At 57.6% G+C, this 11941-nt stretch carries 8 protein-coding genes; 2 read left to right on the top strand and 6 right to left on the bottom strand.

The genetic code is table 11. The features are described 5' to 3' along the window. Positions 1 to 212: 212 nt before the first annotated feature. Both AC13RE_RS15055 and AC13RE_RS15060 read left to right on the top strand, forming a co-directional pair. Complete coding sequence (locus tag AC13RE_RS15055; RefSeq protein ID WP_488563515.1) at positions 213 to 2180, top strand: hydrolase; 1968 nt, start codon at positions 213 to 215, stop codon at positions 2178 to 2180. Between the two features lie 213 nt (positions 2181 to 2393). Beyond that, positions 2394 to 3833: a lipopolysaccharide biosynthesis protein gene (locus AC13RE_RS15060; protein ID WP_488563516.1), complete on the top strand. Its 1440-nt coding sequence runs from the start codon at positions 2394 to 2396 to the stop codon at positions 3831 to 3833. Positions 3834 to 3868: 35 nt separating this feature from the next. On the opposite strand, the gene AC13RE_RS15065 is transcribed toward AC13RE_RS15060, so the two are convergent. The 6 genes from AC13RE_RS15065 to AC13RE_RS15090 all read right to left on the bottom strand — a co-directional run bounded on the left by AC13RE_RS15065 (position 3869) and on the right by AC13RE_RS15090 (position 11797). Then, complete coding sequence (locus tag AC13RE_RS15065; RefSeq protein ID WP_488563517.1) at positions 3869 to 4870, bottom strand: glycosyltransferase family 2 protein; 1002 nt, start codon at positions 4868 to 4870, stop codon at positions 3869 to 3871. A 69-nt stretch (positions 4871 to 4939) separates the two neighbouring features. Continuing rightward, a complete protein-coding gene (locus AC13RE_RS15070) occupies positions 4940 to 6658 on the bottom strand; it encodes a Wzz/FepE/Etk N-terminal domain-containing protein (RefSeq protein ID WP_488563518.1) in 1719 nt (572 codons plus the stop codon). Further along, the gene (locus AC13RE_RS15075) at positions 6655 to 8694 is read right to left on the bottom strand and encodes a glycosyltransferase (RefSeq protein ID WP_132717762.1); all 2040 of its coding nucleotides are present in this window, start codon (positions 8692 to 8694) and stop codon (positions 6655 to 6657) included. Before AC13RE_RS15075 ends, AC13RE_RS15070 begins: the two co-directional genes overlap by 4 nt. Further along, a complete protein-coding gene (locus AC13RE_RS15080) occupies positions 8691 to 10094 on the bottom strand; it encodes a hypothetical protein (RefSeq protein WP_132717763.1) in 1404 nt (467 codons plus the stop codon). Before AC13RE_RS15080 ends, AC13RE_RS15075 begins: the two co-directional genes overlap by 4 nt. A gap of 140 nt (positions 10095 to 10234) precedes the next feature. Continuing rightward, the gene (locus tag AC13RE_RS15085) at positions 10235 to 10927 is read right to left on the bottom strand and encodes a class I SAM-dependent methyltransferase (RefSeq protein ID WP_488563519.1); all 693 of its coding nucleotides are present in this window, start codon (positions 10925 to 10927) and stop codon (positions 10235 to 10237) included. A 156-nt stretch (positions 10928 to 11083) separates the two neighbouring features. Next, positions 11084 to 11797 carry a sugar transferase gene (locus AC13RE_RS15090; RefSeq protein WP_132717764.1) on the bottom strand — a complete coding sequence of 238 codons (714 nt, stop codon included), beginning with the start codon at positions 11795 to 11797 and terminating at the stop codon, positions 11084 to 11086. Positions 11798 to 11941: the final 144 nt, after the last annotated feature.

An 11941-nucleotide genomic window follows, 5' to 3' on the forward strand; every position in this document is an offset into this window, starting at 1 on the left:
ATGGTGTATCACAAATCTGTGTAAGTTCTATATGGAACAAAAATTCGAGTGAATACTCAATCTATATTGCAATTTTACTTGATATGTCCGTATTTGTGTAGTTAGATCATCCGCGGATCGGCTCGTCTTCTGATGAGCGCCAGGTTTGATTGCGAATAAATTACGACTGTGTCGATTATTACTATTCCGGTGAACGCCGAGGGAGTTATCTCGTGCTGCGGCCAAGCCTCGACGATGTCTACAAGAATCTTGGCGAAATCGACCTGATTTCCACCGATGTATTCGACACACTGCTATTGCGCCGCGGAACGTCGCAGCGTTCGCGCATTGCCGCCGGCGAAACCCGGTTTGCCCGCCTCCTGAAAGAAAAGGGACTGTTTGTCGAGAAGGCTGAACTGGTCAGGTGCCGCCTTCTCGCGCAGAAGTTCGCCTATCGCGCGCTCAACATGGGCGGAGGGGTCGGCGAAGTTCAACTGAGCGACATTATCCGCAGGCAGCTCCAATTGCTTGGCTTGCCGGACGATCTTGTCGGAGAGCGCATCGCCATAGAGCTTTCGGTCGAGAAGACGGCTCTTCGCGCAAACGCCTGGCTTGCCGCCCTGCTGCGGCAGTTTCGCCAGGAGGGAACCCGTATCGTCGCCGTCAGCGATACAGCGCTTTCCGCTGCAGAGCTTACGGCGCTGATCAATCATTTTCATGGCCCAGGCTTGATCGATCGCGTCTATTCGAGCGCCGACGCCCAGGCAAGTAAGCGCTATGGCGCATTGTTCTCCGCCATGCTCGAGAACGAGTCCGTTGCTCCATCTCGCGTCTTGCACATAGGCGATGACGATATCGCCGATTTTCGAATGCCGGCCTCGATGGGGTTGCGCACACTTCACCTGCCCAAGAGCCGGTTGGAACGCTACGCCTCGCGCGTGGACGGCGCAAAGACCGAGGCGATCAGTCGATTGGGGAGGCAGCCTTGGCGGAACGTCCCTCCGCCACCCACTCTAAGCGATAAGGTCTTGTTCGGCCGAGATGTCTTCGGGCCGATCGTTGCAGAATTTTGCCTCTATATCTGGCTCTATGCTGCGCAGGCCAGACTTGGGCATGACACCGCGCTGCTCTTCTGCGCGCGCGGCGGCATCGGCATCCGCGAGGCGTTCGAGCACGTCGTGCAGAAGCTGGGGCTTCCCCTCGATCTCAAGCGTGACAATATCCAGATTTCGAGGCTCGTGGCCGCGCGCTCGGCGGTCGTGCTTCGAAGCCCCGCGGTCCTGGATGAGCTTGGACGCGAATTCCAAGGTGGAAGCTTTGCAGATGTCGCTCGCGCCCTGGGCGGGCGCGCCTATGAATTGCCTGATACCTGGCGCCATATATTCGATCCAGCGCGGTTCTTTGCCCTTCTGGAGACGGATGCTGGGCAAGACGTTCTCGATGACATCCGCAAGCAGAACGATCTCTTCGCTCGCCACCTGGAACAGATCTCTGCCGGAGCGCAGCGCATCATACTTTGCGATACCGGCTTTTACGGCAGCACGCAGCGCCTGTTGTCTGCGGGGTTTCCTCAACAGCGCTTCGAGACGATCCAGTTTGCCCGGTGCAACTACAAGGGCCTGAGCGAGGATCATTTTCCCAGGGTCGCCGGCCTTGTCGTCGAGCAGAATCTTTATAACCCTTTCAAGTCGGAAACCGTCATTCTACGGTACTGGCAGATCATCGAAAGCCTGTTCGAGCCGGCACTCTCTTCCGTTCGTCATTTCAGTGAGGCAGCGGAGGGTGCCGTCGTCTCCAATGCCGGGGATATCCGCTTCGGCGCGGTGGATCCGTCGGCCGGAAATCCGCTTCTGACTGGCGCGCTGCAATATATCGAACAGGTCGAGACGGGAGGCCAGGTTCTGCAGGATGCCGGGCGTGCGTGGCTTCGTCTGAAGCAGGCGATCATCAATCCAAGCCCCAGCGATGTTGTCGCGCTCGACGTCGGCGCCCGCTCCGTAGATTTCGGCCGCTCCGATCTTGTTCAAGTGCTCAATCATTCGCAGAAAGTTGCCCTGGCCGCGAAGCTGATGTCGGTGAAATCCCATCTTTGGCGTGAAGGCGCCATCGCTCGTGATTTTCCCCGCTTCAAGCCGCCGCTGCTTGCGGCTCTGGAAATGGCGCATGTGCTGCGAGGGGTCTCGGCCCGGCTGTATCGCTGAACAACGGAGGCTGCCAAGGATATGTACATGAGTGATATGGCGCGTAATGGTTTCTCTCGGAGAGCGACGGATCCCGGATGGGGAACGGGGATCGTTCCGGCTCGCAAAGCCTTGGAGCGGCCGTCAGCGATGAGCTGCTTTCGACATCAGGTCTATGCGTTGCGCCGTCGCAGTCGCGGGCCGGGTTCCAGACAGACGGAGCATTAGGATCGCATGCTTGCGTTCAAAGCCTTCAAGGGAGCCGGTTGGCTCGTCGTTTCACGCTTTATCGGCCGCCTCGTCGATTTCTGCACGCTTCTGCTCTTCGCTCGTATCCTGACACCAGCCGATTTCGGCTTGGCTGCACTGGCAATGTCGCTTGTCGTGGTCGTCGATACGGTGTTGGAAGTGCCTGTCACCCAGGCGATGGTTCGGCTCGATATGGTCGACAAGAGCCACCTCGATACGGGCTTTACGCTGAGTATCGTAAGAAGCGGCCTGATTGCGCTCATCGTCCTGGCCGCCGCCTGGCCCTTCTCGTTGATCAATCACAATCCGCAACTCACTCCGCTGATTGCCGTTCTGGCGATCGGGCCGATTGCCAGGGGTTTCTGTAGTCCGGCGATGGTACATTTCGTCCGGGAGCTCGGCTTTCGTCAGACCTTCCTTCTGGAATTCAGCGGTAAACTATGTGCCTTTGTCATTGCGATGATCACGGTCTTTTCGGGAGGCAGCTATTGGGCAATCGCCGCGAATTTCGTCACCAATTCAGTGGCGGCTGTGGTGGTTTCCTATCTGCTTGCACCATATCGGCCAGCGTTTTCGCTGCGGCGTCTCTCGGATTTCGCCGGATTCGTGGGATGGTTTAGTTCCGCACAACTGATTTCGGCGCTCAACTGGCAGTTCGATCGCTTTCTCATCGGTGCGACGACCGATAGTACGACGCTTGGACGCTACGCGGTTGCCAGCGATGTCTCCGTTGTTCCAACACAGTCTCTCATTGGTCCCGCACTGCAGCCAGTCATGGCTGCATTCTCGCTCATAACTTCGGATCGGCAGCGAATGCGTCTGGCCTTTCTAAAGGCGGCTCGGTTTGCAATGCTCATTTCCGTCCCGGCGTGCATTGGAATATTTCTGACGGCAGATCTCGTTACCGATCTCCTTCTCGGAGAGAAATGGAAAGATGCTGCTCCCTTACTGAGCCTTCTATCCTTGTCCGTGATCCCCATACCTTACTTTCAGACGCTGTATTCGGTCAGTCTCGCGCTTGATCGCCCGCATGTCCTCTTCCGGCTCAACAGCATCGATTTGTGCCTGCGGATCACACTGATATCGATTGGCTTCTATCTTTTCTCGATCACGGGCGTCAGCGCAGCAAGAGTGCTCCTTTCAACCATCATGTTCGCGTTCTATCTGCGTGAGGTGCGGCGGCAGCTGGAGCTTGGAATAGGGACCCAGCTGAAGAATCTCTGGAAAATCGGCGTTGCCGCCGCGGTGATGGTCCTATGGGTCGTCATGTTGCGCGACGCATTGGCCGGGCGTGCCTTGAACCACGTTTTCGAGCTTGCCTTCGTTGCGGGAACCGGCGCGGCAGCCTATGTCGGTACGCTGCTGGCGCTCGGCATGCGCCTGATCGCGGGCCAAGGGCGGTTCGAATTGGCCGATCGCCGGTGATCCTTCGCTTGTACCGCGCGTGAAGGATGGCTTCGTTACATCAAAGCCTGCAGAAGTCCGACGGTCGAACGGTTGCCGCCGTTCAGCCGGTAGGCGAGGCCGCGGCGGGCGTTCCGGTTCGGCAATATCATCGTGAGCAGGCAAAATGCCGCAATCGTCCCCTTGGTCTTCAACGGGTATTGCTGGTGTTGGAGTTTTCGCAGCAGAGAAAGGAAGCACTTGATCGGGGGGCGCCTGCCTTCCGCGATCGCCAGATAGAAATTGCGCTCGATATAATAATAGGCCTCTTCCGGTCGAACGAGCGCGTCTGCGCGTCCGGTTGGCTCCAGAATTCGGCGCAAGTGCTCCATCCTCATAACAAAGCGGCGTAGTTCCTGGCGCAACGGGGCTGGATCGACCGCGCGTCCTAGTCCGGAAAAATTTTTGCCGTGGATGCGGTAGCGCCCAAGCCTCTGCGGCAGGCTGACGATATCGCCCATGAAAGGGGCGACGAAGAGCGGCAATCCATCGATCGCTGGATCGTAATCCATTTCTCTCAAATATTCGCAGACGTCGCGTCTGAAGACATTTCCCGATGTCGGAGGGCTGGTATAAACACCAGTATGCAGCACGCTGTCTGCAATCACGTGGCGATCTCGAAATCCTTCGAGGGTCGTGCCGGCGCCGAGGGTGTCTCCGCGATGATCGATCCGTGTCAGCGAGAATTGAAGTTTGGCAACGTCGTCATCCAATTCCGACAGGATGATGGCTAGAGAGCCCGGCGCCAGCTCGTCATCGGCATCCAGAAACAGCACGAAGGGCGCGCGCGTCCGCTCCAGACCATAAAGGCCGGCCGCCCTCTGACCGCTGTTTTCGATGCGATAGGCTGTGACGCCTTCACGTTGAATGACATCCCATGACGCATCGGTGGAACCGTCGTCGATGACGACAAGTTCGCATTCGTCGCAATCCTGCGATACGACGCTGCGGATCGCATTCGCCACATAGGTTTCATAATTCCAGCATGTGATGACGACGGCAATTCTTGGCGGTTTCATCGGGATTTATCTTATTGAAATAGTAGCGGGTGGCTTGAAACAAGTTCTACCGGCTTGATTTGACATGCATCATGCCTTTGCCAGATCGATGACAGTGCCGATGACATTGGCGCCGGCGCGTCGCAATTGTAGCAAGGTATCGTTGACTTGGTCGGTCGTTGTCCTGCCGGCGCTGGCAATTACCACCACGGCATCGGCGTGGACAGACAGCGCCACCGCATCCGACGAGCTGCCGACGGGAGGCAACGCCAGGAGTACGTCGCCTCTGGCTCTTGCCGTCTCCACGATCCGTCCTGCCCTTCTGTCGCGGAAATCGACATAGAGATTTGTTAGTGCATTGGTGGAATGGATCGGAAAACGGGCGATGCCTTGTCCGTCATTGCGTCCGTTGGAAAGCAATATCTGCTCGGGCCGCATATCGTCGACGAGAGCATCTGCCAGCGATGTCATCAGCAGATCATCCGACTCTCGATTGCTGTGGTTGTGTTGGCCCGCCTCGTCATAAAAGAGGGTGACATGCCGGCCGCTTCGGCTGAGGAATTGCGCCAGACTGACGCCCATCTTCGAGATGCCCTGGCCAGGCTCCCATCCAGTAATCGCGATGATGAGTCCTCGTTCACTTCGGATCGTCGAGCATGCGATCTCGATGGATGTCCTGAGATTGTGAATGGCCATAGCATAGGCGCTGCCCGGCTGATTGACGACAACCGAGGACTTCCTGCTGTAGGCTCCACGCAAGGTGCTCGCCCGACCAGCCGGGTCCGGCAGGCTTCCGAGACATGGTACCCCCGTATCCCGCGCCAGATCTTTCGCATTGCGAACCTTGCGATCGAAGGCGATATTGAGAACGATGATCGAGAAGCCGAAGAGTACGCCGAGAATACCGCCCAAAATGGTAATCAAGGTGGCGCGTGGCCCCGATGGACTAAGCGGCACAAGTGCCGCGCCGATAATTCGTGCATCGCCGTCGGGCGTCGGTACCGCAGGCAAGGCTCCCAGCTTCATGGCATCGGTCGCGGCAGTAACCTGGGCCGCCAGCGCGTCGAGACGCCACTGAAGAACCTCGGTTCCCGCCCGAGCCATTTCGTCTTTGAAGCTTACAGCCTGCAATATGTAGGCGGAAACCGTAGCGTTCGCGATGCGTGCTGAAAGCGTCGGATTGGACGAAGAATAGCTGATCTCGATGACATAGGATTGACCGACACGGCGCGCGTCCAGATGCTGTGTGAAATTCGAGAAGGCTGCTTGGTACGCATCGCCAGCCGAACTATTTGCCGGTGTGCCCGACGTGGTATCGGAACGAGGGGCTTTCCCCGCGTCAGGGCTGCTTATGGCAGACCACACGTAATTTATTGCACCCGTTATGTTGCCGATGACAAACGCACTTATGCTTGGCGGCTGTGGGCCAAGTTCCGGGTTGTTGGCAAGATTAAGGCTGCTGAAGACGGCCGAGAGCAGACGTTCGGAACGGATGATTTGAAGCTCGCCGTCAGCCCTGTTGAGGTCGAAATTCTGGGCGTCCTGGCTTGAAGTCAGAGAGAGGTGGCGAGGTTCGAGCAAGACAGTGGCCGTCGCCGTGTAGGTGCGCGGCAATGAATGCGCATAGGCTGCTGCCAGGCCGACGCCGACCGCCGTGCAAAGAATGAGCTTCGTCTTGTGCCGCAGAGCGAGCATGCACAGCGATCGCAGGAGCGCGACCGGCCCTTCGCTGGTCTTGTCCGCGGGCAGTTCGTCCAACCGCCAAAGCCGTGACGACCGTTCCAGTAGAGACGGAGCGTTTTGCGTCATCTAGTCCTCACCTCCGACTTGAGTTGTTCTGCGTTGCTTTGCGTCGGCAATTTTGCCGCTCGTTCGGGTTCAAGGCGCCCGTAAAGGAGATCTTTGATTGCAATGAGATTGCCTTTTGCGCGCCCCCATCTGTCGATGAACGGTTCCGGCCAGACGGCCCGCGAAAAGTTCATGGCCATGTTGCAGAAGATGTGATTGGCAACCATCGGGCCCGTCATTGTTCCCTTACGCAGCATGTAAATGGGGTTGATCACCTGCGAATAGCCGAAGCGGTCCCCGCTGACGCGGCCGCTCTTCACGCCCATATGCACCCCGAAAGCTTCCGCGCATTTGACGAAGCGGCCCCCGCGCTTGCCAAGGGCTGCAGCAAAGTCGCGGTCCTCCAGCCAGCCATAAAGGACAAGACGTTCGTCGAAACGCGTTTCGCCGATCGCTTCCGCCCGGAAGGCCATGTTGCATCCGTAGGGGCTGTAGGGCTCTACCCAGGCCCAGTCGCTCGTTGGGGCGGCCTCGGTAAGACGCAAAGCTTCCTCGAAGCCAATCCCCGGGCCGCCGACGCCATCGGCGAGCACCCGGCCGGTGAAGCCCACGATCTGATTGTCATCGCGAAATGCCCTTGCCGCCGCCGCCAGCCAATTCGCGTCTGCCAGGAAATCATCGTCGAAAAAAGCGACGATCTCGCATTCCTCGGGGATGTTCAAAAGCGCGGTATTTCGCTGCTTCGTTAACCCAGCAGGGCCTGTCACGACGGTCACGTCGGGATGACCGATGAGATTGCCGGCATCCGCGGCATCGATACAGGAGACGATGACTGTTTTAGGTTTCAACGTCTGCGTGGCCAGCAGGTGGCGCACGGTCGCGTTTACGGTCGCTGGCCGTCCCCGCGTTGCGACGATAACCGCAATATGGGGGGTGCCGATTCCAGAAGGCTTATAGGTTTTCGGCCGGGCGATGGGTTGAGCAAGCAGCTCCATGTAGCCGGCGGCTGTCTGCGACCAGGAGAAATTCTTGATCTGGTCGTATCCCCGTCCCATCAGATCGATGCGCATTCCCGGGGATTCCTTCAGTGCTCGGATTTGCCGAATCCATGCCGCCGGATCGGTCGGCGAGGCAAGCAGGGCAGCGTCACCGCAGACCTCCGGTATGCTTGCACTGTAAGAGGCGACCACGGGGCAGCCACGCGCCATCGCCTCCACGATCGGTAGACCGAAGCCTTCCGTTAGGGATGGAAAGGCAAGACAGAGCGCCCTTTCGAGTAGGTAAGCCAGGTCATGATCCGAAACGCGCCCTATCATATGGACGTTCGGCCGTTCCTTGAGCGCGCCGGGAACGAAAATTCCCGCATCGCCGCCGGCAATCACGATATCGATGCCCATCTCATCGAGGCCCGGTGCGGCGTCAACGAGCAGGGCAAGGTTCTTGTGCCGCGCCTTGGATCCGAGTGCCAGGATGAACTGACGATCGCATCGCTCGAAGGTTTCGGCGACGAAGCCCGGGGCAATCTGCGCAAGCGCCGGATTCCAGCCAAATGCATGTTCGTGACCATTGGGAAGAACGGCAATGTCTTCGATCCGGATCGGCAGATGCCTCGTGATCTGGCGTGCCGCTGCATGCGACACGGTGACGATGCGAGCCGAGCGTTTCACGAGAAGCGGCTGGAGCGTCTGATAGACGATCCGGAAAGCCCGGCTATAGCTATCCGGCGTCGTGAAGACGTTGGCGTCGTGGATGCATACGATCTGATCAGCCTTGGTGGCGGGCGCCGTGTTGCAGAGGTTGAGAAGGCGGCCATGCCATTGAGCCGGCAAGGTGATCTGTTCCCATGGATGGCCGGAAAGCGCTCCGGATTGCATAAGCGGCATATGACTGAACCCCGGATCCGTTGTCCCGGAAGGGGCAATGATGGCCGCCCGTTCATCAGCGGCGGCAAGCGCCGTGTTGAGCGCGCGCACCACATTCGATGCGTAACGCTGCACGCCTGTTGGATTCTGACCGAGGAAGCGGCCGTTGACCGCAAAAAGGGCGCCAGCGCTCATATGGTGACTACTCCTATAGGGCGACCGGTGCGTATATGTTGTCTGCTGCGTTCCGGCAGGGCCGACGCCAGTCCGGCAAGCATGCAGAAGAATAGGCCCTGATCGATGACGGGGCTGACGAGCATATCGCCGATAAGGAGGCCGAAGCAGCCGTTGCAGGCCGCCAGCCGCGCATCCGCGGTAAGGCTGCCAGGGGTTCCACGCTTCCTGATCAATGCTCCGAAGGCGAAAAGCAGATAGAAAACCGTACCGGCGATGCCGACATTTGCGAGAAGGGCAAGGGCAAAGCTGGAGGTGCGAGCAGTGCCGAGACCGACGCCTACGCCCATGGTGTCAACGACATTCTGGATTGCGGCCATGTTCCAGGAGCCCCGCTCAACGGCGGAGTCGGACGTGGATTTGCCGAGTGCGATGATGTCGATGTAATTATATACGGTCTTCGACACCTCAGGATCTATCGCGATCAGTAGCGCCGCCGCGGTCGCAATCGTCGGTATGAATACGATCGCCAGGGTACTGAAGCGGCGGGCATTCTTATGCCCTCCGACGGCAATTGCCGTCAGGTAAAGGATCAAACCCATCACGGGTGCGCCTACCAGGCCGGTTGAAGATGTCGACATCACAACCAGGATAAGCGACGTCACGGCGACAAAACCAGTGAGATAAGGACGGCGGCCACAGAGCCAGAGCGTGCCGGTGAAGGCAAAGACGCCGAGGGTTGAGCGTGCAAAGGAAGAGGCTTCGGTGAATGATCCAACGATGCGTTTGACGCCGGCAATCTGATCGTCGGTATGGAGAACATACTGGGCATTTCGTATGAAGGCGAGCATGCCTTGTGTGCCTGTGGAATAGGTGGCGACGTCAAGAAATGCAAAGGCAGTGTTGGCAACGGCATAGGCAAGAAGCCCGGTCAAGACCGCGTTAAAGCCGCGCCAATTGGAGGCAATCGCAACCGTCAACGCGTAGCAAAGAAGATTGCCAACCATGTAGACGCTTTGCGTAAGATTGCTCGAAACAGGAACAAGCGGAACCGTCGATCGGCTATCGTCAAATATTGTCGTGCCGAGCGGTACGATCTGGGTGACGCCCGACAGAATGCGCGGCGAAAAGTATGCGCTCAGCACGCCATAAAAGACAAGGAGGGCAAACCAGAAGCCAGGTTCGCCGAATTTCAACGCGTGGAGAAATTCGCGTGTTGCGCGTTCCCGCGTCATGACACCCAGTAGCAGGAAGCCGAGCATAACATGGCCGGGCTGAATATTGGCGGCTCCGACGAACATTGCCGCTGCCGATCCGAATACAGCCGCCACCCCCAGGGCTATGACGGTTGCACTATCGCCGAGGAAGAGGCAGAAGAGCCCGCATAGAATGGCAGCGATACCGATCGGCTCGATACTCATGGCAAAGCCTCGCGGCGACGAGATCGACGCTGGGCAGCGTTGCGGTTCGGGACGCCCCGTGAGGCGGAGACGTCGAGGCGAAGCTGCAAATCTGCCGCATCGCAGGCGCCGGCATGGGTTTGCGCTGATGCCATGGATGACTACTCTGCAAGAACGAGAAGAGAGTAGCCGCCAAGGATTCGCACTGCCAAATCCGGATGAATCGAATAAAGCAACCTGCGCGGCAGCCGCATCAATGTACTGCTGAAAGCCTGATTGGGTAATTCCAGGCGGCTTGCAGTATACGCATAGTCGATAACGGAGTAGCCGCAGCCCCGCAGGGTAGCAAGCGCCGTATCCTTGAAGAAATAATGTAGATGCCCGACATTATCGCGCAAATTCGCGATCGGCCAAGCACGCAGGACCGACTGCACGGAAAGGTCGAGCGGGATATGGAAGATCTTGTAGCGACCGCAAGAGCGCAGTCCCTTGATGAAGGAAATATAGTCTTCGACATGCTCGATCACGTCGGCAATGACGACGACGTCAAAAGTACTATCCTTCTCCTCAAGTATATCGCTCAATTGAAAGGAGACGCGACTGGTTTCCTTCGTCTTTGCTCTCTGATAGGCGTGGGGGGAAATCTCATAGCCGGTAAAATGTGCCTTTGGGAAGGAGCGCGACAGATTCAGGAGGATTTCACCCGTACCGCAGCCGACTTCGCAAAGGCTGTCGAAGTTCAGCCGATTTTTGCGAATAATCGCTTCGATCTGCTGTGCCTTCCACGGGGAATCTTCCTCGTGCCACGTCGGGTTCAGTTCGGCATATTGGTCGGTGAGATAAATATCGTGCAAAGCTAACCCTTCCCTGCCAGGAGTTTATACCTCCTGTCGACTGCCGCGGAGGTTCTGGAAATCTATACTGGGTCGTTTGGTAGCTACGGCTTACGAAAATGGAAGCTTACGCAGCTGGTATGCAATCGCATGCAATATGCATCCGAGGCAGCCGGATCAGTAGCTGCCCCGCGACGACAAGACGGCCGGAATGGTCTTGGCCATGATCACGACGTCGCCCCATAGGCTCTGTTCAGCAATATAGCGCACATCAAGTGCGATGCGCGTATCATAGCTGGTGTCGCTACGGCCGCTGACCTGCCAAAGGCCCGTCAGGCCGGGCCTGACACGGATATAGTCGGCAAAATGTGCTCCATACAACTCGGCTTCACTCGTGACGATCGGCCGTGGCCCGACAAGGCTCATTTCTCCACGTAACACGTTGAAAAGTTGGGGAATTTCATCGACACTGTTCTTGCGCAGCAGCTTGCCGAATTGCGTGACGCGGGGGTCGTCCTTCAGTTTGCGCGTCGCGTTCCACTCGGCCCTGAGGGAAGGATTGGCATCAAGATGCTGGGCTAGAACTTCCTCGCCATTTTTGACCATCGTTCTGAATTTGAGGCAGGGAAATAGGACCCCATTTTTGCCAACGCGCCGATGCGCATGGAAGATCGGTCGCCCCTGCGTTACCAAAAGAATAGCCACGACCATGATAATCATGGGCGCCAATACAACCAATGCCACTCCGGCCAAGGTGGCGTCAACACAACGCTTGGTCGTGCTGGAGGTTGGAGTCCTGTTGTTTGCCCGACGAATGGACGTGCCGCTGCGGCGACGCGTCCCCAGATCGCTCAGTGAATCGAGCTCACGTCTAACGTTAATTTCCCTCATCAGCTTGCCCCGCATTCGGAAGAAACAAAGAAATGTCGTCAGCAATGTTTAGAAAGGCGCTGTCCCGCGCCGAGATCGAATGTAGTTTGAGATTAACAAATAATAAATAATTTGACAATGTCTTTGTTGCTCTGCAATATATGT

Source organism: Martinezella sp. CNPSo 3959 (genome assembly GCF_057784355.1).

Coding starts and splice junctions, on each gene's coding strand:
- AC13RE_RS15060 (WP_488563516.1), top strand. CDS start 2,394: ATGCTTGCGTTCAAAGCCTTCAAGGGAGCCGGTTGGCTCGTCGTTTCA.
- AC13RE_RS15065 (WP_488563517.1), bottom strand. CDS start 4,870: ATGAAACCGCCAAGAATTGCCGTCGTCATCACATGCTGGAATTATGAA.
- AC13RE_RS15070 (WP_488563518.1), bottom strand. CDS start 6,658: ATGACGCAAAACGCTCCGTCTCTACTGGAACGGTCGTCACGGCTTTGG.
- AC13RE_RS15075 (WP_132717762.1), bottom strand. CDS start 8,694: ATGAGCGCTGGCGCCCTTTTTGCGGTCAACGGCCGCTTCCTCGGTCAG.
- AC13RE_RS15080 (WP_132717763.1), bottom strand. CDS start 10,094: ATGAGTATCGAGCCGATCGGTATCGCTGCCATTCTATGCGGGCTCTTC.
- AC13RE_RS15090 (WP_132717764.1), bottom strand. CDS start 11,797: ATGAGGGAAATTAACGTTAGACGTGAGCTCGATTCACTGAGCGATCTG.